This is a genomic window from Aminobacter sp. SR38, from assembly GCF_014843375.1.
In the GTDB taxonomy this organism is placed as follows: domain Bacteria; phylum Pseudomonadota; class Alphaproteobacteria; order Rhizobiales; family Rhizobiaceae; genus Aminobacter; species Aminobacter ciceronei.
The window spans coordinates 1,807,738-1,830,717 of record NZ_CP062112.1; the positions used below are offsets into that span (position 1 = coordinate 1,807,738).

The 22,980-nt window shown below is 64.4% G+C and carries 19 protein-coding genes and 1 pseudogene; 6 read left to right on the top strand and 14 right to left on the bottom strand.

Going from position 1 to position 22,980, the window contains the following annotated elements; translation table 11 throughout:
- Positions 1 to 45: 45 nt before the first annotated feature.
- From IG197_RS08830 to IG197_RS08850, 5 genes are all read right to left on the bottom strand, one after another.
- A complete protein-coding gene (locus IG197_RS08830) occupies positions 46 to 1,575 on the bottom strand; it encodes an ABC-F family ATP-binding cassette domain-containing protein (RefSeq protein WP_067965264.1) in 1,530 nt (509 codons plus the stop codon).
- Positions 1,576 to 1,999: 424 nt separating this feature from the next.
- The gene (locus tag IG197_RS08835; RefSeq protein ID WP_192318288.1) at positions 2,000 to 3,643 is read right to left on the bottom strand and encodes a VWA domain-containing protein; all 1,644 of its coding nucleotides are present in this window, start codon (positions 3,641 to 3,643) and stop codon (positions 2,000 to 2,002) included.
- A 73-nt stretch (positions 3,644 to 3,716) separates the two neighbouring features.
- On the bottom strand, positions 3,717 to 4,679 hold the full coding sequence (locus tag IG197_RS08840) for a GlxA family transcriptional regulator (protein ID WP_192318290.1): 963 nt from the start codon (positions 4,677 to 4,679) through the stop codon (positions 3,717 to 3,719).
- 71 nt (positions 4,680 to 4,750) lie between these two features.
- The gene (gene folD, locus IG197_RS08845) at positions 4,751 to 5,647 is read right to left on the bottom strand and encodes a bifunctional methylenetetrahydrofolate dehydrogenase/methenyltetrahydrofolate cyclohydrolase FolD (RefSeq protein ID WP_192318292.1); all 897 of its coding nucleotides are present in this window, start codon (positions 5,645 to 5,647) and stop codon (positions 4,751 to 4,753) included.
- 112 nt (positions 5,648 to 5,759) lie between these two features.
- Entirely contained in the window at positions 5,760 to 8,060 is a 2,301-nt protein-coding gene (locus tag IG197_RS08850; protein ID WP_192318294.1) for a GumC family protein, read from the bottom strand.
- Between the two features lie 161 nt (positions 8,061 to 8,221).
- Between IG197_RS08850 and IG197_RS08855 the strand changes: the two genes are divergently transcribed.
- Positions 8,222 to 9,517, top strand: a complete 1,296-nt coding sequence (locus IG197_RS08855) for a lipopolysaccharide biosynthesis protein (RefSeq protein WP_192318296.1) — start codon at positions 8,222 to 8,224, stop codon at positions 9,515 to 9,517.
- 162 nt (positions 9,518 to 9,679) lie between these two features.
- Here IG197_RS08855 and IG197_RS08860 read toward each other — a convergent pair whose 3' ends face one another.
- From IG197_RS08860 to IG197_RS08870, 3 genes are read right to left on the bottom strand one after another with little or no spacing between them, the layout of a single operon-like run.
- Positions 9,680 to 10,555: a DUF6492 family protein gene (locus IG197_RS08860; RefSeq protein WP_192319652.1), complete on the bottom strand. Its 876-nt coding sequence runs from the start codon at positions 10,553 to 10,555 to the stop codon at positions 9,680 to 9,682.
- Between the two features lie 11 nt (positions 10,556 to 10,566).
- Positions 10,567 to 11,331 (bottom strand): WecB/TagA/CpsF family glycosyltransferase, encoded by a 765-nt coding sequence (locus IG197_RS08865; protein WP_192318298.1) that lies wholly within the window; start codon positions 11,329 to 11,331, stop codon positions 10,567 to 10,569.
- Between the two features lie 2 nt (positions 11,332 to 11,333).
- On the bottom strand, positions 11,334 to 12,509 hold the full coding sequence (locus IG197_RS08870) for a glycosyltransferase family 4 protein (protein WP_192318300.1): 1,176 nt from the start codon (positions 12,507 to 12,509) through the stop codon (positions 11,334 to 11,336).
- Between the two features lie 167 nt (positions 12,510 to 12,676).
- Between IG197_RS08870 and IG197_RS08875 the strand changes: the two genes are divergently transcribed.
- From IG197_RS08875 to proC, 4 genes and pseudogenes are all read left to right on the top strand, one after another.
- The gene (locus tag IG197_RS08875; RefSeq protein WP_192318302.1) at positions 12,677 to 13,675 is read left to right on the top strand and encodes a glycosyltransferase family 2 protein; all 999 of its coding nucleotides are present in this window, start codon (positions 12,677 to 12,679) and stop codon (positions 13,673 to 13,675) included.
- Positions 13,644 to 14,957 (top strand): O-antigen ligase, encoded by a 1,314-nt coding sequence (locus IG197_RS08880; RefSeq protein WP_192318304.1) that lies wholly within the window; start codon positions 13,644 to 13,646, stop codon positions 14,955 to 14,957. Before IG197_RS08875 ends, IG197_RS08880 begins: the two co-directional genes overlap by 32 nt.
- A 44-nt stretch (positions 14,958 to 15,001) precedes the next feature.
- Positions 15,002 to 16,115, top strand: a pseudogene (locus IG197_RS08885) (metallophosphoesterase).
- A gap of 65 nt (positions 16,116 to 16,180) precedes the next feature.
- Positions 16,181 to 16,996, top strand: a complete 816-nt coding sequence (gene proC, locus IG197_RS08890; RefSeq protein WP_192318306.1) for a pyrroline-5-carboxylate reductase — start codon at positions 16,181 to 16,183, stop codon at positions 16,994 to 16,996.
- Here the strand turns inward: proC and IG197_RS08895 are convergent, their stop codons facing one another.
- From IG197_RS08895 to modA, 4 genes are all read right to left on the bottom strand, one after another.
- On the bottom strand, positions 16,997 to 17,338 hold the full coding sequence (locus IG197_RS08895; RefSeq protein ID WP_067965287.1) for a winged helix-turn-helix domain-containing protein: 342 nt from the start codon (positions 17,336 to 17,338) through the stop codon (positions 16,997 to 16,999).
- A gap of 13 nt (positions 17,339 to 17,351) precedes the next feature.
- On the bottom strand, positions 17,352 to 18,464 hold the full coding sequence (modC, locus tag IG197_RS08900) for a molybdenum ABC transporter ATP-binding protein (RefSeq protein ID WP_371746521.1): 1,113 nt from the start codon (positions 18,462 to 18,464) through the stop codon (positions 17,352 to 17,354).
- Entirely contained in the window at positions 18,464 to 19,159 is a 696-nt protein-coding gene (gene modB, locus IG197_RS08905) for a molybdate ABC transporter permease subunit (protein WP_192318308.1), read from the bottom strand. The genes modC and modB overlap by 1 nt, the downstream gene beginning before the upstream one ends.
- 100 nt (positions 19,160 to 19,259) lie before the next feature.
- Positions 19,260 to 20,060, bottom strand: a complete 801-nt coding sequence (gene modA / locus IG197_RS08910; protein ID WP_192318310.1) for a molybdate ABC transporter substrate-binding protein — start codon at positions 20,058 to 20,060, stop codon at positions 19,260 to 19,262.
- A 280-nt stretch (positions 20,061 to 20,340) separates the two neighbouring features.
- Here modA and IG197_RS08915 point away from each other — a divergent pair, with 280 nt between their 5' ends.
- Positions 20,341 to 21,192 carry a sulfite exporter TauE/SafE family protein gene (locus IG197_RS08915; protein ID WP_067965293.1) on the top strand — a complete coding sequence of 284 codons (852 nt, stop codon included), beginning with the start codon at positions 20,341 to 20,343 and terminating at the stop codon, positions 21,190 to 21,192.
- A gap of 55 nt (positions 21,193 to 21,247) precedes the next feature.
- Here the strand turns inward: IG197_RS08915 and IG197_RS08920 are convergent, their stop codons facing one another.
- Together IG197_RS08920 and IG197_RS08925 are read right to left on the bottom strand one after the other, a co-directional pair.
- Complete coding sequence (locus IG197_RS08920) at positions 21,248 to 22,060, bottom strand: CoA-transferase subunit beta (protein ID WP_192318312.1); 813 nt, start codon at positions 22,058 to 22,060, stop codon at positions 21,248 to 21,250.
- The gene (locus tag IG197_RS08925; protein ID WP_192318314.1) at positions 22,057 to 22,914 is read right to left on the bottom strand and encodes a CoA transferase subunit A; all 858 of its coding nucleotides are present in this window, start codon (positions 22,912 to 22,914) and stop codon (positions 22,057 to 22,059) included. Before IG197_RS08925 ends, IG197_RS08920 begins: the two co-directional genes overlap by 4 nt.
- Between the last annotated feature and the right edge of the window lie 66 nt (positions 22,915 to 22,980).

Sequence of the window (22,980 nt, forward strand, 5' to 3'; positions counted from 1 at the left end):
CCTGCCGAAACCAAGGCTCCGGCAGGTCATTTCGCGCGACGGCGGCTAGGCGCCGTTTTTCGCCACATCTGCAAAGAAGCCTTCCGGGCTCTCCACTTCGACCAGCCGTTTCTTCTCGATCAGCCAGAAGCGGTTGCCGACGGCGCGGACGAAGCTGCGGTCGTGCGAGACGAGCAGGCAGCTCGCCTCGTGCTTCAGCAGTTCATCCTCCAGCGCCTCCTGCCCATCGATGTCGAGATGGTTGGTCGGCTCGTCGAGCAGGTAGAAGTTCGGGTTTGTCAGCCTGAGCACCAGCATGCCGAGCCGCGCCTTCTGGCCGCCGGACAGGCGGCCGATCGGATTGCCCTGCATCTCGACGGTCAGGCCGGCGCCGGCAAGCAAGGTCCGGGCACGCTGCTCGCCGAGCTCGAACCGACGCGTCAGCATCGACAGCGGTGCGTCTTTGTCCCTGAGATCGGACAGGCCCTGGTCGCCATACCCCAGCACCAGCGAGGGCGTCGCCTTGACCACGTCCCTGGCGTTTTCCGGTGCGCCGATGGCCTGCCTGACCATGTTGACCAGCCGGGTCTTGCCGGTGCCGTTGCGGCCCAACAGGACGACGCGGTCGCCCTGGCGAAGCCACAGTTTGCCGGTACGGAACAGCAGCGTTCCATCTGGCGTGGTGACGGGCGCGTCGTCAAAGGTGACCAGCACCTTGGCATGGGTTCCACGATTGGCGAGCCTGATGGCGCCAGCCGAACGCTCCTGATGGGCCGGCCGCGCCGCATCCTCCAGCCGTTCGGCCCGCTCCTTCAACTGCTTGGTCTTCACCACCAGAAGGTCGCTGCCCGAATTGATGCCGATGTTGTTGAGCTTGGCGGCCTGGCGGCGCAATTGCTGCGCCGTCTTCATGTCCTTCTCGAAGCGGCGGGCCTCCGATGCATCGATCTCATCAAGCGCGTCCCGTGCCCTGGAATAGGGCAGCGAAAAGACCTGCGAGTTCTCTGGCCTGAGGAACAGCGTCCGGTTGGTGACGGCGTCGAGGAAGGCGCGGTCGTGACTGCAGATCACCACCGGCACGTCGCGCGGCAGGGCGTTCAGCCAGCCTTCGAGCTGGGCGATGCGCGCGAGGTCGAGATGGTTGGTCGGCTCGTCGAGCAGCAGCATGTCAGGCTCGGTCACCCAGACGCGGGCAAGCAGGGCCAACCGCTGCCAGCCGCCACTGAGCTTCGACAAGGGCCGCTGCCGCATCTCCTCGGGCACGTCGAGATCGTCGAGAACGATGTCGACGCGCCAGCTCTCGCTTTCGGCCTGATCGGCGGGAAGCGCTGCAAGGACCGCGTCATGGAACGCCATGTCGATCAGGCTTGCCGGCACGTCCTGCTCGACATGGCCGACCCGCAGGCCGCGTGAACGGGTGATGTCGCCTGATGTCGGCTCGAAGGCGCCCGTGATCGCGCGCAGCAGCGTGGACTTGCCGCGACCATTGGCGGCGACGATGCCAAGCCGGTCACCCGGTTCGACGGACAGGTTGAGATTGGAGAAGAGCGGTGCACCGAGCGTGACGCCGAGCGACCTCAGATTGATCAAAGCCATATCAGTTCTCTGGTCTGGCCGGACCTTCGCCCGCATCCGATCATGCGAGATGCTTTTGGGAAACCGGGTCCGGTGATTGTCCAGATGCGGACGAGCCCAAGGCTCGAGGCCGCATCACCACTGAGGGCAGACCGGGAGAGAGATACGCAACATCGAATGCCGCATCATACTGTCCAAAAATCGTAACTGATCGTTGGGGTCGATGCTGTTGGCGCGTCGTCCGAGGTCAGCCCTGCAAACGCATCTGCAGGGCGTGGACAGGGCCGCGCTGACGGTGGTGACGAAAAAACGTGTACACGCAGCCCTCCTTTGTTGTTCGAGTTGCGCGCCCTAGATAGCCGCGACCTCGTTCCTTTGCAAGCCTACTGGATCGTCAGCTCGCTGCGCTCCGGCCTATTGGATCGTCAGCTCGCTGCGCTCCGGCCTATTGGATCGTCAGCTCGCTGCGCTCGCCGGCCCTGACGCTCGCCGAAGCCTCCTTCTTGCCGGCGTCGCCGCGATCGACCTCGACAACATAGTCGCCTGCCGGCAAGGTCGTCTGGTGCTTCTGGTCGTAGGCGTAGCCGAAACCCTGGCGATTGCCCTGGATGTCCTTCTTGGCCGCAAAGACGCGGATTTCCTTGGCGCCCGGCGCATCGATCGCCAGCACGCCGGCGCCGAGCACGGCGGTCACCTGGCCCTGCTCGCCGACCCGGACATTGAAGGGCTGTTCGGCCTCGGACTGGTCCATGCGGGCGACCAGGACATAGTCGCCGGCGGGCAGGTCGAACCTGTTGTCCGGACCGTAGCCATAGGTGATCTGGTCGCGGGTGCCGTCGATCTTTTTCCTGGCCTTGTAGACCCTGACGTCGAGACCGCCGGCGTCGACCTTGTCGGCGCCCTCGGCATAGATCGCATTGACCACGACATGGCCGACGCCGACGATGATGTCCTTTTCGACGGTCTGGCCGGCAGCAAGCTGGATAGTCTCATTGGCCTCGCCCTGGCCGATGGTGACCTTCAGCCTGGTTTCGCCGGCAGGCAGCACCACCTTGGTCTGGCCGTAATAGGTCGCCGGGTGGTCGCCACCAGGGAAGTCGAGCACGACGGCCGCCCCATCGACGATGTCGGCGCCTTCGCTGGGGCGTGGCCTGACGACGAGCGTGCCGGCATTGAGCACGAACAGCGGCTTGTAGGCCTGGCCGGCCTCGACCTTCAGCGGCTGTTCGACAGCCGCTTCGCCGAGCGTTGCACGGATGATGTAGTCGCCGGCTTCAAGCGATCCCTTGTAGTTGTTGTATTCGGTGGTCAGGCGCTCGCCCTTGGAGCCGTCGGCATTGGCCTTGTAGATTTCCCAGGCGTTGCCGGCGTCCTTCAGCGGCGCGCCGCCTTCGGCCAGCGTCAGCTCGGGAGCGAAGTTGAACTCCGGCTTGGCCGGTTCCGGCGCAGGCGCAGGTTCCGGGGCCGGCGCGGCAACCGTCTGCACCAACGCATCTTCCAGACCCTTGGCGTCGGTTGCCTGGATGTATTTGCCGCCGGTGTTTTCGGCGAGGCAGGCGACCTGCCTGCCCTCTTCCGCCGTCAGGCCGAAGCCGACGACATGGGCGGTGAAATCGACACCCGACTGCTCCAGTTCCTTGCCCAATGCGCAAGGGTCGGCGTTGCAGGTCTCGAGCCCGTCGGTGATCAGGATCACTGTCGCCTTGTCCTCGGTGTATTTGAGGTCCTCGGCGGCCTGCTTGACGGCAGCGGACAATGGCGTCTTGCCGAGGAATTTCATGCTGTCGGCGGCAACGGTGATGGCGCTTGCCGAGCCTGACGCCGGCGGCACCACCAGTTCGATGTCGGTGCAGCTGCCCTTTTCGCGGTGGCCATAGGCCATCAGCCCGAGTTCGGTGTCGGCGGGAATGGTGGTCAGCACCGAGCGCAGCGCCTCGCGGGCGATTTCCAGCTTCGGCTTGCCGTCGATCTGTCCCCACATCGAGCCGGAGGCATCGAGTACGATGATGGCGCGGTCGGCGGCATTGGCACTTGCCAGACCCGACAGCATGAGGACAGACGCCAGGATGCCTCGTGTAAACGCCTTCATGCTGCCCCTCGCCGATTCAGTTGAATGACGCGAAGCTAAACAACGGCCATTGGGCTGACAACCCTGAGGCTGATCAATAGGTGGTGCGGCGTTCTTCGCTCGGCGGACGGCCGAACTGCAGCCGGTAACTTTGCGCGAAATAGGAATGCGAAGTGAAGCCGGTGGCGATCGCCACGTCGAGGATCGGCATGTTGGTCTGGCGCAGCAATTCACGCGCGCGCTCGAGCCTGAGCCGCATGTAATAACGGCCAGGCGTCACATTGAGATGGCGCAGGAACAGGCGCTCGACCTGGCGAACCGACAGCCCGGCCGTCTTTGCCAGTTGCACCGCCGACAGGGGCTCATCGAGATGGTCGGCCATCAGTTCGACGATGCGCTTGAGCTTGTCCGACTTGCCGGTGAGGTCACGTTCGGGGCCAACGCGCTGGCGGTCGCCGGCTGAACGGATGCGCTCGTGCTGGAACTGGTTGGCAACCTCGTTGGCGAGATTGGCGCCGAAATCGCGTTTGATGATCTCGAGCATCAGGTCGATCGAGGTGGTGACGCCGGCACAGGTGTAGCGCTTGCGGTCGATCTCGAAGACGTTGTTGGTGCACTCGATGTCAGGGAACTTCTCCATGAAACCAGCGCGGTTTTCCCAGTGGATGGTGCAGCGATAGCCATCAAGCTGGCCGGCTTCGGCCAGAAGGTTGGAGCCGACAGAAAGCGCACCCAAGGCAGCCCCACGCCGGCCCCAGGATCGAAGCGCACCGAGCACCTTGCTCTTGCCGGGAAATTCGGTGGCGACGCCGACGCAGACGAACATGATGTCGACCGCCGGCACGTCGGCGACCGAATAGTCGACCTTGAGCGGCAGGCCGTTGGAGGCAATCACCGCCTCGCCGTCGGCCGACACCGTGGTCCAGCCATAGACGTCGCGGCCGAGCAGGCGGTTGGCCGACCGACAGGTGTCGATGGCGGCAACGAGCGAGAACATCGAGAACTTGTCGACCAGCAGGAAAGCGAACTGGCGGCCTTCGGGGTGGGGCTCTGACATCGCGACCAAATCTACAGAACGCGCCGGGTTGAGCAAGGAAGCGGCGCAGGTTTCCACAACGCCGCGATCATTCAGAAGCCCGGTTGTTCGAGGCCGGCGTGGCGATAGGCCGACACCAGCGTGTTGGCCATCAGCATGGCGATGGTCATCGGACCGACGCCCCCGGGAACCGGCGTGATGGCGCCCGCGCTCTTTTCGGCCGAGGCGAACTCGACGTCGCCAACCAGCCTGGACTTGCCTTCGCCCTTGTCGGGTGCGGGAATGCGGTTGATGCCGACATCGATGACGGTGGCGCCCGGCTTGACCCAGTCGCCCTTGACCATTTCGGGCCGGCCGACGGCGGCCACCAGAATGTCGGCAGTGCGGCACAGAGCCGGCAGATCCTTGGTGCGGCTGTGAGCGATCGTCACGGTGGCGTTGGCGGCAAGCAGCAGGTTGGCCATCGGCTTGCCGACGATGTTGGACCGTCCGACGACGACGGCGTTGAGCCCGGACAGATCCTTGCCGTGCTTGCGTTCGATCAGCAGCATCGAGCCGAACGGCGTGCAGGGCACAAGTGCTGTGTCGAGCTCACCGGTGGCGAGCTTGCCGACATTGATGAAGTGGAAGCCGTCGACGTCCTTGTCGGGCGCGATCGTCTGGATGATCTTGCCGGCGTCGATATGGCCGGGCAGCGGCAGCTGGACGAGGATGCCGTGGATCGCAGGGTCGGCGTTGAGCTTCTCGACGAGGGCGACGAGATCGGCTTCGGAGGTCTCGGCGGCAAGCGTGTGCTGGACCGAATGGAAGCCGCATTCCTTTGATGTGCGCGACTTGTTGGCGACATAGACCTGGCTCGCCGGATCCTCGCCGACAATGACCACCGCCAGTCCCGGCTTCACGCCATGCGCGGCAAGCGTGGCCGCTGACTTCTTGACGCCTTCGACGACCTCGGCTGCGACACTCTTTCCGTCAATGATCTCAGCCATGTCTCTACTCCGTCTGCGGCATGCTTCGGGCGGCATTGTCATCAAATTTTCGACCCGCAACCTCGCCATTGCGGCGTCCGGTGCCGTAAACTCGAAACCGCATGGAAGAATTTCAGAAGTAGCGGCGTGAGCGCCGCTCCCTGAGAAGGTTCAATTCCTTGCGAACCTCGCGCAGGCTTTCGCTGATCTCGTCGATCTGGCTCTGCGGCGCGGGCGCATCGGCTCGGGGCGCTGCCGGCGGCGTGGAGTAATGTTCCGGCGGCCGCTGCCGATAGGACGGGCGGTACTGCTGAGCAGCGGCGTAGTCCGGTTGCTGCTGTGGCTGTTCGTAATAACCAGGCCGCGGTTGCGGCACATAGGATGGGTCAAGATCGCCCTGCGGCGCCTGGTACCCGGGCTGCTGCTGCATCGGCTGCGCCTGCCACGACTGCGGCGGCTGCCGGTTGTCGACGATCGGATCGGCGGCGGCGACAGGACCGGTCGCCGCCGGCATCACCGGGGTCGTATCGACCCGTGCGGCGGTCGCCTCGACGCGGTTGTCCGGCTGGTTGTTCGCGGCTGCCGGTTCGCCGTGCATTTCGGGCTTCGCCCGGCTGCGTCGCCTCGCCGTGGTGCGCAGGCTCTGCAGCGCCCCGCGCATGGCACCGAAGCCGACGCCAGAGGCAAAGCCGAGCAGCATGCCGCCCAGCGCAATCATCGCCCGCGACGGACCGGTCGACTGCAGCGGCGGCGATGCCGGCGATATGATTGTCACATTGCCCGAATTGATGTCCCTCTGCTCGCCGGTCTCGCGTGCCCGCAGCAGCGTTGCCTCGTAGACGGCGCGCTTGGCGGCAACGTCGCGATCGAGCTCGCGCAGCGTGACCATTTCGCCACCGACATCGCTCTGGCGCACCTTGAGCTGGGCAAGGCGGGCCGCGAGCTCCTGTTCCGTCTGGACGGCGCGCTTGAGGTCGACCTGGATGGAGCCGGCGACCCGGCGCAGTTCGTTGGCGATACGCTCGCGTGCCCCGCTGAGCTGGGCATCGACAGCCAAACGCTCGGGATGGCGCGGGCCAAGCCTGACGGCGGCCCGGTCCGCTTCCTGGGTCAGCGCCGCATATTGCGCGCGCAATTCGGTAATTGCCGGCGAGCCGATCGCTTCGGGCAACGCGCCTGCCAGCACCGAATCGACACCGAGGTCGCGGGTCGAGGAGGCGCGCGCGTTGAGTTCGAGCGTGCGGGCTCGTGCCGCGGTCAACTGGTCGTTGACGCGCTGGATCTCATCGTCGGTGATCAGGCGCCCTTGCGGATTGATGAGTTCGTTCTCGGCCTTGAACGCCTCGACCTTGCGCTCGGCTGTCTCAACCGACTTGCGCAGGTCGTCGAGGCGGCGGGTCAGCTCGTCGGTCGCGCGTCCGGCCGTTCCGGCCTGCAACTCGCCGAAAGTCTGGATGAAGACATCCGTCATCGTGTTGGCGATCAGCGCCGACTTCTCGGGATCTTGCGTCTTCGCCCCGACCGAGATGACGAAGGTGTTGGTGTCACGCTGGATGGACAACGCTTCATAGAGGTGTTCGGCGGCCAGCGCGTGCCGCCGCCCGGGGTCGTCGCCTGTCTGTTGGTTGGAAGAGATCAACGAACTCACAAAACCGCGAATGCTGAAGCCGCCGCCAGCCTTGCCGTTGAATTCCGGGTCCTCGGCCAGATTGAGCTTGTCGACAACCTTGACCAGAACGGAGCCGGAGGTCAGCCGGCGCACCTGGGTTTCGACCACCGCCAGCGTCGCGTCCGACGGCAAGTCGCCGACGGTCAGCTCCTTGTCGGAAAGCCTGAGGTTGCGCGGATCGACGATCATCTCGGTCCACGCTTGGTATTTCTTGGGCGTCGACAGAGCGAGCGCGACACCCAGCAGCGCGCCGGCGAGCGTCGTCGAGGCGATCAGCAGTTTCGAACGGGTGATGCCGCCGATGACCGCCATCGGGTCGATCAGCGGTTGCCAGCGGACGTCGTCGTGATCGCCATGCTGTGCAGATGGCTCGACCGAGGGCTGAGGCATGGCAGCAAGCGGCTCCGGAACGACTGAGCCGATCGCCCTGTCGCGCCAGGTGCCGATCATCGAAGACGGAGTCGGTGCAGGCTTGTCGCTTGCGAATGCGGACGCAGCTTCCATCGGCTGTGCGACAACCGGCTGTGCCTCCGGTGCGGCCGGCTTTTCGGCCAGTTGCTCGCGGGCAGCACGTTCGGCCTCGCGCCGGAAACGCGCCATGCGATGGCGGGTCGCAGGATCCTGGAAATCTTCGTGGCCAATGTCATCTTCCGCTGACATCGACAGCAGCGACGAGCCTCGCGGCTTCGGATCGGCATCGTCCCGGTCCAGCGCAAGCAACGAGCGCTTGCGCCTCCAGTCCTCGCGGTTTCCAGATTCGGCCATGCGGGCAACTTCCAAAAGTCTATTCCGGATCACCTGTCCGGTCGTTAAGCCACGCTAAACAGACATGGGTAACAAACCGTTAATTCCTGCTTTGCGGCAGTATATAGAGCTTCATCGCAGAACGGCACATTAAGCTTTGGCTTTTATCGTCCAACTGGATCATGACCAAGGCGAACGACATACCGCGCACGACGCTGCGCCAGCGGATCGGCAGTTTCGCCGTGCAGCGGCAGGCGGTCCTGCGCGACTACTTCTCGGCGATCAGCGGCTCGATGGGCCGGCTGGTGTTTTCGCTTATCTATTTCATCGCGCTCGCCAACACACTGTCGATCGCCGATTTCGGCTTGTTTGCTACCGCCTCCGCCGCTGGCGTCATGCTGTCGCGAACGCTGGCCTTCGGTTTCATCTCGGCGCTCTACCGCACGGCAACGATAAGGCCCCGCCTGATCGGCAGCTACACCGCCGGCTTCCTGATGCTCGCCGCGCTGTCGCTGCCGGTGCTCGTCGCCGCTTCGGCGCTGACCTGGTTCCTGTTCTTTTCGACATCCATGCCGGCCGCCATCTTTGCCGCCGTCATCTTTGCCGAGGCGCTGTTGTGGCGACCGGTCGAAGTGGCGATGATCGTCAACAACGGTCTCGGCCGCTTCGGCCGGGCGGCGGTTCTGGCAATCCTGACCGCCGCGATCAAGGCCGCCGCTGCTGCCCTGTTCATCTTCTGGCCAAGCCATACGGTCGGCGCCTGGGCCGGGTTCTACATCGGCTCGAACCTCGTCTCCCTGGCGCTCGCCTTCGGCTTCTTCTATCCGCGCCAGCGGCTCAGGCTGACGCCTGACCTTTACTGGCGTCGGCTGTCGGATTCGATCTATGTCGCCGGTGCCGAAGTGCTGTTCTACCTGCAGATGGAGTTCGACAAGCTGCTGGTGCTGGCTATGGGCGGCCCGCATCTCGCCGGCATCTATGCCATCGTCATGCGGCTGGTCGACCTGACCGCCATCCCGATCCGCACCTTCTCGATGATGCTGGTCCAGCGCATGATGCGCATGCCCGAAATGCTTGCCAGGCTAAAGGTCAAGGTTGGCATCGAGGCGGGCATTTTGATTGTCTCGACCTCGGCCCTGCTGTTCCTCGCCGTGGTACTGTACTTCTATCCCAACTTCCTCGGCCGCAACGTCGCCGAGGCGGCCCCGCTGGTCGGACTGGCGCTGTTCGTGCCGGCCCTGCGCAATCTCGTCGAGTATCACGCCGAGCTTCTGTTCGCGCGCGGCCAGACGCTGGTCCGCGCCGCCAATCTCGCCATGCTGGCGGGCCTCAAGGCAGCGTTGCTGTCGCTGTTGCTGATGCGTGTCGCCGACACCGAAACGCTGGTGTGGATGCTGAACGGCATGTTCGCGCTGCTTTATCTGGCGTCGGCCGCCGTCACCTACACGGCGCTGCGGCGGCGGGCCAAGGCGATCTAGATAGGCACCGCGCAGCTTCGAATCGCGGTGTCTCTCCTTTTCTCCGCGTCTACACAATTCCGGACGGAGTACCGCTGCGCACTTTTCCTGAGATGGCTTTTTGCTTTTGCGCAATTCCGGACGGAAAACCGCTGCGCACTTTTCCTGGAATTGCTTTAGGCCTCAGGCGGCGACAAGCCTGCGAATGCGCCCGAGATCGGTGCCGATGAAGGACTGCATGCCGATCGCCACCTGCTCCGGCGACATGGCGGCGACGAAGGCCTCGAACTGCATATCGGTCAGCGGCGTGCCGGTCCAGTGGACACGGCAGAACTCTTCCGCACCGACATAATGTCCGGCGCCATCGGCGACCTCGTCGACGAAGCGGCCATAGATCATGCATTCGGAGAACTTGCGTCGCGCGCTCACCGCCTCGACCCAATGCCGTCCGCTGACCTGTTCGATGCGGGCCAGCATGTCGCGCACCGACGACCGGCGCCAGGCGATCAGCGTCGAGATGTAGTCATGCCGCGAAATCTCGGGCGCGGCGATGCCGAGCACAGCGGCAGCGTTGGCCGACCAGATGCGATGGTTGTCATGGCCGGGTTTCAGCAGCACGCCATCGCGCCGGAACAGCCTGAGCTTGCCGCCCAGCCAGAACCGGGCGCAATCGAAAGGCCTGAGGAAAGCCACGTCGGAATCGACGTAAACGAGCGTTTCCTGCTCGATGCTTTCAGCGATCGCCATGCGCCTGAGCTGCTGCACATGCCAGCCACGCAGCGGCGGCGCCTTGAGACTCAGCCAGATGCGGCGCTTGAACAGACTCGTCGGATCGGGAATGTCGCGCAGCCAGGACGGCAAGAGCTCCCGCTCGTCGATGACCGTGCGGCGCTTGCCCTCGAGCTGCTGGAACAGCGCGACGTCGCGGTGCTCGACCAGGAGATAGTGATGCGAGGCGCCGGTGACATGGCGATCGACGGTCTCGCACAGCAGGCGGCAGCGTTCAAAATCGGCGGCGTAGCTCGCCGTGATCAGTGCAGCGTCCGGGGCTGGAGACATGGCCTTGGCGTTCAAGACTGCCCTCCCCCACGGATCTTCTGGCGCAGCACGCGAAACAGGAACAGCGGGTTGCCGACGACATAGCGCCGCCACAGCCGGCCCGGTTCGATGAGCAGGCGGAACAGCCATTCGAGGCGAAGCCGGCGCATCCATGCCGGCGCGCGCGGGACCGAGCCGCTGAGGAAGTCGAGCAGCGCGCCGACGGCGATCGGCAATGTGCAATGTTCAGGGCGCATGTGCCGCGCGATCCACATTTCCTGGCGCGGCACCCCCATGGCGACAAGCAGGATATCGGGGCGCAGGCTGCCGATGGCGGCGACGATCCCGGGCTCTTGCTCAGGTGTGAAGAAGCCGTCGTGAACCACGACGATCTTGTGCTGCGGGGCAATCTGGCTGAGGCGGGCAGCCGCCCGCTCGGCATTGGCGCGCTTGGCGCCGAGCAGAGCCACGGTCAGCGGCTTGTCGCTCGCCTTCAAGAGGTCGGGGACGAAATCCGTGCCGTTGAGATTATCAGGGAACGGCGCGCCATAGAGCCAGCGCGCGGCGATGTCGACACCGATGCCGTCCGCCAGCACGAGAAAATCGTTCAGGACGGCGGCGAAATCCTTGTCGGAACAGGCGATGTTGGCGTTGTGAGCATTGAGGAAGCTGACCTTGTTGAAGCTCCTGTCCCTGATCTTCTCAGTCAGCAGCGAGATCGCCTCGTCGCGCCGCAAGCTGGCAACCCGGATACCAAGAATGCTGCGGTAGGATGCGGCCGCTTTCGAAATCGTCATGCTCACGCCGCCACCTCATGTGCGCCCGCGCCAAGCCGAGCGAGGCCACCTGCCACTGCCAGGTCGAGCGCGGCGATCTGCCGGCGATGGAAATCCGAACCGTCGACATCAGCGACGTTCTGATCGACGGTTCGTTCAAGCGCTCTGGCGAAGGCTATGGGATCGTCGGTCATGGTGCAATTGGCTGGCTTGTAGGCGATGCCGCGCAGCGAATGCGCGGTTGCCACCGACGGCAGGCCGAGTTCGAACGTCTCGATCGTCTTGAGCTGGACGCCGCTGCCCGAGGTGCTGATGAGCGGGATGACGGCAGCACTGCGCACAAAGGCCTGGGCATCGGGCACGCGGCCGACAAATGTGACGCCGGGATGTGGCGAGGACACCCCTGCGGGAACACTGCCGGCGATACGGATGCGGAAATCGTGGCGCAGGTGCGGCACGACCTTACCGAGGAACCAGTCCAGGCCGATGCGATTCGGCTCCCAGGTCCAGGTACCGATGAGTGCTGCATCGCAGTCGATGTCGTGCTTGCCCTGATGTGCCGGAAGCTGTGACCGAGTGACCAGCGGCAGCGCCACCGAGCGTGTGTCGGAGGCAACGCCCAATTCGGCGCGATCCTCGTCGGCGAGTGTGAAGACGAAGCGCGCATTGCGACACAGACGCCTTTCAATGACTTCGAGCAATCTTGCCTCGCGGCGAAACAGCAGGCGTTGAAACGCCCCGTTGGCGGCACGCGCGTTCTCGGCGGCCGAGCGGAATTCGACATTGTGCGCGACGAAGATCGAAGGCCGGTCCTGAAACAGGCTTTCGAACGCCGCCGCCATCTGGACCGAATTGAGGATGTAGCCATCGAACGGTCCCGCCGCCGCGATCGCCTGCCGCACCGTCTCATCGGAGACGATGCGCAGCTTGGCCGAAGCGAAAGTCAGCCCGGAGGCAACCGCATTCGCCAGCCAGCCCAGCTTGCGCTGCAAGGGGGCGGCATCGGTGCGCACGTCGAGCGAGCCGAGCAGGATCGTGTTTTCGGGATCTGACGGCGGTTTGCCCGGCCAGCCGAAGCCAAGCACGGTCACGCGCACGCCGGCCCGGCGCAGCGCATCGATGATCGCCTGGTTGGCGATCTCGTAGCCCGACGAGAGTGCTCCGTCAGGCACGATGGATGTGGCAAACAGCAGATGCATCACGACAGTTCCTGCCTATGCCCTAACAAAGCGCGGTGAAGTCTTCATTAAGCAATTTCAGCCGCTTGTGGAACCTGCCCGACAATCCGCAGTTTGCTTCCGGCGTGTTTAACTGACCGTTATGGCGCCCATGATAGCGAAGAGGCATCAATAACCGGCAGCTTGTCATGAATGCTATACCTCCACTCAAGTCCGTGACCATTGCCGGCACTTCGCCTGCACTGGCAGTGGACGACGTCGAGGTGGTGGTCACGCTGCCAACCTTTCGCCGGCCACAGCAAGTGCTGGCAACGCTCGATTCGCTGGCCAGGCAAAAGACCACGCGCCGGTTCGCCGTCATCGTCATGGAGAATGACGACGAAGGCAACGAAGGCATGCACGCTGCCTTGCCGGTGTTTGAAAGCGGGGCGATGACCGGGCTGGTCATCGTCGCGCATGAACGCGGCAATTGCAGCGCCTACAATGCCGGCTGGCACACCGCTTTGCTGCGCTTTCCGAATTTCTCGCGGCTGCTGGTCATCGACGACGACGAGCTGGCCGATCCGATGTGGCTCGAAACCATGTGCCTGGCTGCCGAACGCCTCGGCGTCGACATCGTCGGCGGGCCGCAGGTGCCAGTCTTTTCAGATCCCGGGCATCAGGTCTGGGCGACACATCCGGTGTTTGCCCCGCCCTATTCCGTCACCGGTGAGGTCGGCGCGCTCTACTCCTCGGGAAACCTGCTGGTCAGCCGCAACGTGCTTCTGGCCATGGGCCCGCCCCATCTCGACCTGCGCTTCAACTTCATGGGCGGCGGCGACTCGGATTTCCTGAGCCGCTCGTCACAGAAGGGTTTCAAGCTCGGCTGGTGCGCGGAAGCAAAGCTGTTCGAGACGGTTCCGGCACGGCGCACCGAGGCCGACTGGATTCGGGCACGCGGCCTGCGCAACGGCGTCATCTCGACGCTCGTCGCCAAGAAGAAATATGCCGGCACGCCGTTCGCCAACACACGCGTCTTCCTGAAAAGCCTGGCGCTGCTTGGCGCCTCGCCATTACGTGCAATGAAGCGCCTTATCGAGACCGGATCGCCATCGGTCGCCGTGTACCCGATCCATGTGGCGCTTGGCCGTGTGATGGCCGAATTTGGTTATGCCAATGAGCAGTATCGTCAGCCCGAGAAGAACTGACGCGCCGCCACTGACGGCGGCGTTCACGGCATCGGGCGTCGCCACCGCGATCGCGACGATGGTGCTGACCATCGTCATCGTTTCGTTCAGGCCGTTCCAGCCGGCGGGCGCCGGTGCGATCGAAGGCGGCGACATCGTCAACCAGTTGGGCTTCGGATCGCTCGGCGCCTTCGCCATGTTTGCGTTGGTAACCATGGCCAATCCGGCCCGGTTGCGCGCCATTGTCGGGCTGCCCTGGATCGTCCTGCTGTGCTTCTTCCTGGTATCGGTCGGTGAAGCCGCCGACCCCAATGCGGCGTTCCGGGCGGCAAGTTTCACCCTCATCGGCATCACCGCCATGGCAACCGTGCTTGCCTTGCCGCGCGATGGCGATTCCTTCTCGACCGTGCTGATTGTCGCCGGCTTTCTCATCGTCGGGCTGAGCTACGCCGGCGTCATCCTTTATCCCAGCGTGGCGATCCACGGCGCCGACGGCTTCGAGCCCGAGCATTCCGGCTTGTGGCGCGGCGCCTTCAGCCACAAGAACATCGCAGCGCCCGTCATGGCCTGCTTCAGCTTCGCCGGCATCTACCTGATCCGAAGGCATTGGCGATGGTCGGGTTACATCCTTTTGGCCATGTCGATGTTCTTCATGGTGCACACCGGATCGAAGACGACGGCCGGGCTGGTTCCGCTGTCGATCATGCTCGTGCTTCTGCCCGGAATGATCGGCATGCGGCTCGGCACGCCGCTGCTGTTTACGCTGGCCGTCGTCGGCACGGCATTCGCCACGCTCGGCATCGTCTTCATCGAACCGCTGCAGCAGCTTGCCGCGCACCATTTTCCCGAACTCACCTACACCGGGCGCACGACTGTCTGGGCCTTCGCTGGCGAGATGATCGCCAAGAAGCCGTGGTTTGGATACGGCTATGAGAGCTTCTGGCGCACGCCGCTGGTGACCGGAATCGGCCATGCCTACGACCAGGGCTGGGACATCCGCTTCATCGTGCACGGCCACAACGGCTATATCGACATCGCAGTGACCATGGGCCTGCCCGCGCTTGCCGCCGCCGTCTATGTCTTCCTGATCGCGCCGCTGCGCGACTACATGCGCATCCCGCTCTACAAGGAGAACGTCTTCCTCGGCGACTTCTTCATGATGGTGGTGCTGTTCACCGCGCTCAATGCCTTCCTCGAAAGCTTCTTCTTCCGCCGCATCGACCCGGTCTGGATGTTCTTCGTCTTCGGTGTCCTGGGGCTGCGCATGGTCTCGCGCATGGTCATCCACAAGAACACCGGCTGACGGAACGCGCTTGCTCCGCTCCGGCGGCCACGCCATTCTCGGGCATGGCCACCCTGGTTTCACGACGCCGGATGCTCGCCCAGACGCTGGGTTTCGGCTTGGCTTCGCCACTCGGAACGTCTACGGCGCGCAGCGCCAGTCGGCCGCGAACCGATGCGACATTCCTGTTTGCCGCCGACATCCACGCTTGCCGCATGGCGAGCGGTCTCAGTCCGAATTGCCAGACCGAAGGCAAGACCGACCAGAACCTGCGCCGGCATATCGCGGCGCTGAACGAGATCAGTGCGTTCGTCTGGCCGCGCCAGATCGGCGGCGTGGCGAGCAGTCTGGCAAGTGCGGGCAAAAGATCGGGCGACCGCTCGGCCTGGTCGTCGGCGGCGACATGACCGACGATGGCAGCGGCCAGGTGACCCAGCCGCATGAAGGCACGCAACTGCTCCAGTTCAGCCAGCGCTAACAGGAAGGTACCGGGCCGGACCGCGTGCATGTGCCCGTCTATGTCGGGCTCGGCAACCACGACCTCGACCAGGACGGTCCGCCACCGCATGTCGACTGGTACCGGCGCGAGATGCGCGACTATGTCGAGATCAACCATCGGCCCAGCGTGTTCTTCAAGCCGCCGGTGCCGGCGGCCAACTACGACATGCTGTCCGACTGCTACTCCTGGGATGGGGCGGCCTGCACCTGGTGCAGACGCACCGCTTCGCCGGCGACATCGCCAAGGGCGCCGTCAGTGCGCTCGAGTGGCTGAAGCGGGATCTGGACGACAACGCCGGCGACGGGCGGCCGGTGATCCTGTTCCAGCACTATGGCTGGGATGCGTTCTCGACCGAGCGCTGGGACCCGGACGCCCATACATTCGACGACACCGGCAGCGGCAAGCCGCACTGGTGGAGCGACGACGACCGCCCCGCGCTGCGCTCGGCGATCGCCGGCCACAACGTGATCGGCGTCTTCCACGGCCACCAGCATGAGACGCCGATGATCTACAGCCGCGACGGGCTCGACCTGTTCAAGCCGAAGGCCGCCTATATGGGCGGCTTCGCACTTGTGCGCGTCACCGACGCCTTCATGGACGTGGCGCTTGCCGAGGCCGGCCCGCATGGCGGCGTCACCTTCACCAATGCGTTCGGCAAGGTGCTGGACCACACACGCTGAAGTGGCGGTGCACCCTTCCGCCTGGCTCCAAGACGGTCTATGTCAGTTCTGTTCGGAGGCTTTGCATGACCATCAGACTGATCCTCGCCGGCTGCGGCAACATGGGCTACGCCATGCTCACGGGCTGGCTCAACTCGGGCAAGCTCGCGCCCGAGGAAACATTCGTTGTCGAACCCAATGCGGAGCTGCGCGCCCGTGCCGCCGATCTCGGCAGCCGTGTCGCTTCGGAAGTCGGTGGCATTCCCGCCGATGCGGATCCTGGGATCGTCGTCATCGCCGTCAAGCCGCAGGTCATCCGCGAAGTCACTGCCGGCTATCGCCGCTTCGGCAACGGCAAGGCGACCTTCGTCTCGGTCGCCGCGGGCACGCCGGTCGCCACCTTCGCCGACATCCTCGGCAGCCATACGCCGATCGCGCGCTGCATGCCAAATACGCCAGCAGCCATCGGCAAGGGCATGATGGTTGTCTATTCCAACGAGCACGTCTCGGAAGCGGCCAAGGAAGTTGTCGGCGACCTTCTGTCGGCCAGCGGCGAAGTCGCCACCATCGCCGACGAGGGCCTGATGGATGCGGTCACCGCCGTCTCAGGTTCGGGCCCGGCCTATATCTTCCATTTCATCGAGTGCCTGACGGCAGCGGCTGAAAATGCCGGTCTGCCACCGAAGACGGCAGCGCTTCTGGCCATGCAGACCGTCTATGGCGCGGCGAGCCTGGCCGCCGAAAGCCGCGAGGATCCGGCCGTGCTGCGCCGCCAGGTGACCAGCCCGAACGGCACGACGGCGGCGGCGCTGGGCGTGCTGATGGGTGACGATCGCCTCAAGACCCTGCTCACCGAAGCTGTCGAAGCGGCTCGGCTGCGCTCGATCGAACTCGGCAAATAGCTACTTCGCGTCAGCTTCGGCCTGCAGCGCCTCGACATAGGGCGCTGCCGCCGCGTGGACCGCGCGCTCCATGTCGCGGAACCGGCGCACGACGTCTTCGCCGACAGGCGTAAGCTCTGCGCCGCCGCCATGCTTGCCGCCGGTCTTGGCGGCCACCAGCGGCTTGCCGAACATATCCTTCATCTCTTCGACCAGGTCCCAGGCGCGCTTGTAGGACATTTCCATCGCGCGGGCCGCAGCCGAGATCGAACCGGTGGCGGCGATCTGCTCGAGCAGTTCGACCTTGCCCGGACCGAGACGTCCCGTCGGGTCGAGATAAAGTCGCAAGGTCAGAGATGGCATCGGCTCGCTCCAGTCAGTCGCTGGTTAGCACAAGCGGCGCCCCCGGAGAAAGATTGGCGCGGTCGAAAGCAACGGTCTTGATGACGGCGAACACCTCGCGCCCGATGGCAAGGTGCAGCGTCTGGAAGGACTGGCGGGTGATGCGCGACACCAGGATGTCGCCATGGCAGTCGAGCTTGAGGTCGACCTGGGAACCGTCGACCTGGCTGATTTCGGCAATGCGACCAGGAAGAATGTTGAGCGCGCTGAGACCTTTCGGCCGCTCGGTCGCAATCATCACGTCGCGGGCGCGGATGCGGACACGCACGGCGGCACCAAGCGGCCTGTCGATGCGCGGCACGCGCATTTCGCCTGCACGGGTGCCGAGCACTGTCATGCCGAAGGCTTCGTCGTGGCCGAGCACTTTCATGTCGAGCACGGCGCCGCCCTCGCCCACCTCTTCCGGCGGCAACAGGTCGAGCCTTCGCATGATCTCGCCGGTCGGGCCGCTGGCTGCCAGCTTGCCGTTGGTCATCACGACGATGTCGGTGGCAAGCCGCGCCACCTCTGCAATGGAATGGCTGACATAGACGATCGGAATCTTCGTCTCGTCGCGCAGCCGTTCCAGATAAGGCATGATTTCAGACTTGCGTGCGTCGTCGAGCGAAGCCAGTGGCTCATCCATGAGCAGCAGCTTCGGGCTTGCCAACAGCGCACGGCCAATGGCGACGCGCTGCTTTTCACCGCCCGACAGCAGCGCCGGTCGACGCGCCAGGAGGTGGCCGATGCCGAGCATCTCGACGACCCGGCCGAACTCGGCATAACGCTCTGCCTGTGGCGTGAACCAGCGGCCATAGAGCAGGTTCGAACGCACGCTGAGATGCGGAAACAGCCGCGCATCCTGGAAGACGAAGCCGACCTGGCGCCTGTGGACAGGCACGAAGCTGCGCTGTGCCGTGTCGACCAGCGTCTTTCCGTCGATGACGATGCGCCCGCTGTCCGGGCGGATCAGCCCGGCGATGATGTTGATGATCGAGGTCTTGCCCGACCCTGACGGCCCGAACAGAGCAGTCAGGCGGCCGGCGCTTTGGAAGCTTGCCTCAAGGTCGAACGCGCCGAGGCGATGGTGGATGTCGACGAACAGCATCAGCCGGCATCCACGCGTTGGCCGATGCGGCGGGCGAAAATTTCGGAGACGACCAACGCGATCATCGAAATGGCGATCGAGATCAGCGTCAGCCGCATCGCCCCTGCATCGCCGCCGGGAACCTGGGTGAAGGTGTAGATCGCCGAGGGCAGCGTCTGGGTCTCGCCGGGGATGTTGGAAACGAAGGTGATGGTGGCGCCGAACTCGCCCATCGCCTTGGCAAAGGACAGGATCATGCCTGCAACGACCCCGGGCAGGATCAGCGGCAGCGTCACAGTCGCAAACACCCAGAGCGGGCTGGCGCCCAGCGTGCCGGCGGCCGATTCGAGACGACGGTCGACGGCTTCGATGGACAGGCGGATGGCCCGCACCATCAAGGGGAAGCCCATGATCGCGCAGGCAAGTGCGGCACCGGTCCAGCGGAACGAAAAGACGATGCCGAAATACTGGTCGAGCAAGGAGCCGATTGGCCCCCGGCGCCCGAAGCTCAGCAGCAGCAGATAGCCGGTGACGACGGGGGGCAGAACCAGCGGCAGATGGACGACGCCGTTGAGCAGCGACTTGCCCCAGAAATTGCCGCGCGCCAGCAACAGCGCGATGCCGATGCCGAATGGCAGGCTGGCAGCCATCGCCCACAGCCCGACCTTGATCGACAGGTGGACCGCGTTCCATTCGTCAGGAGTGAGGTCCAGCATTCCCCGCTCGCATCCCCTCAAAAAATCCGTCCCACCCCGCGATGCGGAATGGGACATCAGTCACAAAGATAGAGCCTAACCGACAGGGGTAAACCAGTCGCTATTGGACCGGCGCCAGCACGGTGAAGCCCTGAGCCTCGAACAGCTCCTTGGCCTTGGCGGACTGAAGATATTTCACATACGCCTCGGCGTCTGCGTTCTTCGAGCCCGCCGTCACGCCAACCGGATAGACGATGGGAGGATGCGTCTCTTCCGGGAAAAGGCCGACGATCTTGACGCCCGGCTCGGCGGTAGCGTCGGTCTGGTAGACGATGCCGAGCGGGGCTTCGCCAGTCGACACCAGCTTGAGGGCGCCGCGCACGTTCTCGGCCTGGGCGATCTTGCCTTCGACCGAGCCCCAGACGCCGAGCTTCTCGAGCGCTGCCTTGCCATACTTGCCGGCAGGAACTGCCTTGACGTCGCCCATGGCGAGGCGGCCATCGCCGAGCAGGTCGGCGAGGTCGAAATTCGCCGCGATGTCAGCCTTGGCAGCCGAATCCTTCGGCGCCACCAGCACGATGCGGTTGCCGAGCAGCTTCACCTCGGAGCCGTCCTTGATGAGCTTCTTGTCTGAGAGATACTTCATCCAGTCGAGGTCGGCCGAGATGAACACGTCGGCCGGCGCACCCTCTTCGATCTGCTTGGCCAGTGCCGAGCTCGCGGCATAAGACGCGGTGGCAGTCTTGCCGCCCTCGGCCTTCCAGGCCGTGTCGACGGCGTCGAGCGCGTTCTTGAGGCTGGCGGCCGCAAACACCACGACGTCGCCATCGGCGCGCGCCGCCGGCAGGCCAAGCGCCAGTACGGCGGCGAGACCACCCGCCATGGCGGCAAGCCGCACCCCAAAACTCCTACGCGCGAACATCAGAATTCCCTCCACCATCTAGCCCAGCCCGTCGCGGGCCAGGGATTCGTTATATTCATACGGATACAACACTTGGCAGGCAACTACCCATCCAGGTGGTTTTGCGCGAAACAGTTCCGTCATTTCGCCCGAGATTGGCCTCGCCGCTGGCCCTGTTTTCAGGGGGAGACTGGTCCGGCTCTTCATGTCATATGTCGCAACGTCATTCGCGAGGGGAGCCGGGGCAGTTCATGCCGAGGCCCCTCCTCGCACCTTCCGCACTTGCCAAGAGATCCCCTACATGGCCGGCATATCGACGTTTGAAATCATCTGGCTCGCCGTAGCCTTGCTCGGCGCAGGCGCCATCACCGGCCTGCTCGCGGGCGTCTTCGGTGTCGGCGGAGGCACCGTCATCGTGCCGGTGCTGTACGAATTGTTCCAGGCCGTCGGCGTACCGGAAGAGGTGCGCATGCCGCTCTGCGTCGGCACCTCGCTTGCGATCATCATCCCGACCTCGATCCGCTCGTTCAACGCGCATCGCGCCAAGGGCGCCGTCGACATGGCGATCCTGAAGCAGTGGGCGATCCCCGTCATCATCGGCGTCGCCATGGGGAGCGTGATCGCCCGCTACGCGCCGGCCGACCTGTTCAAGGCGGTGTTCGTGGTGGTCGCCGGCATTTCGGCGATCCGGCTGCTGTTCGGCAAGGATTCGTGGCGCCTCGGCCTCGACATGCCGGGCAAGATCGTCATGAACATCTATGGCTGGATCATCGGCGTGCTGTCGAGCCTGATGGGCATCGGCGGCGGCCAGCTCTCCAACCTGTTCATGACCTTCTACGGCCGGCCGATCCACCAGGCGGTCGCCACCTCTTCAGGCCTCGGCGTGCTGATCTCGATCCCCGGCGCGCTCGGCTACATCTATGCCGGCTGGCCGCGGGCCGCCGAATATCCCGATGTCGCGGCGCTGCAGTTCCCGCTGTCGCTCGGCTATGTCTCGCTCGTCGGGCTGATCCTGTTCGTGCCGACCAGCGTGCTGACCGCGCCTCTGGGTGCGCGGCTCGCGCACGCGCTGTCGAAGCGCAAGCTCGAGGTCGCCTTCGGCATCTTCCTGCTCCTGATCAGCCTGCGCTTTCTTTACAGCCTGATCGGCTGAGCAAAGCAAAACGCCCGGTAATGCTGGGCGTTTTCATGTTCGGCGGACGCAGGCCTCAGCCATCCTTCGATCCTTGCCTCGCACCGACAGCCGCGCCCTTGTGGGCGGCACCGCTGCTGCGTGCCTTGAGGTCACGCAACGTCGTCAATTCCAGTTCGGTCGGTTCGGGCGTTTGCTCAAGCGTGTCGGCAAACTTGACAGTCCAGCCGCAGGTCTCCTGCACCTTGTTGCGGGTCACCTCAGGATGCAGCGAAACGACGGTGAATTCCTTGGTGACGGGGTCCGGTTTCCAGATCGCCAGGTCAGTGATCAGCAATGTCGGCCCCTTGGTGTCGATGCCTAGGCGCTGGCGATGGTCGCCGCCGTCGCCATGGCCGAACGAGGTGTAGAAGTCGATTTTCTCGACCATGGCGCGCCTGGACTGGGCCATGGTGATGAAGATTTCCTTCGACGACGTCGCGATCTCGGGTGCGCCGCCGCCGCCGGGGAGGCGGGTTTTCGGATGAGCGTAATCGCCGATGACCGTCGTGTTGATGTTGCCGAACTTGTCGAGCTGGGCTGCGCCCAGGAAGCCGATCGAGATGCGCCCGCCCTGCAGCCAGTAGCGGAACATTTCCGGCACCGAAACTGTGGTGACGGCGGTGTCGCACAATTCGCCGTCGCCGATCGACAGCGGCAGCACTTGGGGTGCCGTGCCGATGGTGCCGGATTCGTAAATCAGCGTGATGTCGGGTGCATGGGTCAGCCTGGCGACATTGCAGGCCGTCGAGGGCGCGCCGATGCCGACGAAGCAGACATCGTCGCCCTTGAGCGCACGCGAAGCGGCAATTGTCATCATTTCGTTGGGGCTGAAGCCTGTCACGCTCATGCGACGATCCTCAGATGTTCGACGCGGGCCGCGAAATCGTCGCTGGTCTTTTCGATGACGTTCGTCTGCATCCACTCGCGGAAACGGTCGCGGTCGGCTGAGATCTCGTCCCATTCCAGATAAGACGCGTTGTCCCTGACATAATAGCCATGCGCGTAGGACGGGTGCGCCCCACCCGGCACGACCGAGATCGCCGTCACCGACCAGCTGGGCAGTACTGTCAGGTTGGGGTGCAGGTCGTCGAAATTGTCGACCACCTCCTCGACGGTCACTACCGCGCGCCGGGCAGCAAGGGCTGCTTCCTTCTGGATGCCGATGATGCCCTCGACCAGCACGTCGCCGCGCCGGTTGGCCTTCTGGGCATGGATGAAGGTGACGTCGGGCCGAACCGACGGAACTGCCGCCAGCACCTCGCCTGAAAAGGGGCAGGTCACCGACCTGATGTTCGGATTGACCTTGGTGAGCTCGGCACCGCGATAACCGCGGAAGATGGCGCAAGGCAGGCCGGCGGCGCCCGCCTCATAGGCATTGGCCATGGCGGCGTGGCTGTGCTCCTCGATCTCGAGCGCATGCGGAAAATCATTCTCGACAGCGTCACGCAGGCGGCGCAGCAGGCCGACGCCGGGATTGCCGGCGTAGGAAAAGATGGCCTTCTTCGCCATGCCCATGCCGATCATCTGGTCGTAGATCAAGTCGGGCGTCATGCGCACCAGCGTCAGGTCCTTGAAGCCCTGGCGGATCGCCTCATGTGCGGCGGCGGTGGGAATGAGATGCGTGAACCCTTCAAAGGCCACGGTGTCGCCACTGTTGAGATTGTCGGCGACCGCCCGCGACAGGGGTAAGAATTGGGCCATGCGCTTCGTCCCTGACGTCGAAACTTCATTTGCAGGCATCTGTCCGACATCATGTAGCGCACGCGT